Below are 285 nucleotides of genomic sequence, written 5' to 3'. Positions count from 1 at the left end.
AAGCCAGGGCCTGCTTGCGCAACAGGCCCCGGTTGACCACGCCGAAGCGCGAGGGCAAATGCCCGAGGAACAGGTTTTCGGCGACGGTCATTTCCGGCACCAGGTGCAGCTCCTGGTGGATCACCGCCACGCCGCTGGCGATGCTGTCGGCGGCGCACTTGAACGCCATGGTCTGCGCGCCGATCTGCACCGTGCCGCTGCTGGGAATATAGGCGCCGCCGAGGATCTTCAGCAGCGTCGACTTGCCCGCACCGTTCTCGCCCATCAGGGCGTGCACCTGCCCCG

Annotated in this window: 1 protein-coding gene; it reads right to left on the bottom strand. The window is 67.4% G+C overall.

Annotated elements, in window-relative coordinates:
• Positions 1-285, bottom strand: a 285-nt coding sequence (locus Q8X51_RS32215) for an ATP-binding cassette domain-containing protein (protein WP_407694954.1), incomplete at both ends; no start/stop codon positions are given.

The sequence above is a fragment of the Pseudomonas sp. Yb2C2 genome (assembly GCF_052112325.1).
GTDB classification, from domain to species: domain Bacteria; phylum Pseudomonadota; class Gammaproteobacteria; order Pseudomonadales; family Pseudomonadaceae; genus Aquipseudomonas; species Aquipseudomonas marginalis.
Note: the sequence above shows the minus strand (reverse complement) of the source record. Positions and strands in the feature narration are given on the sequence as shown.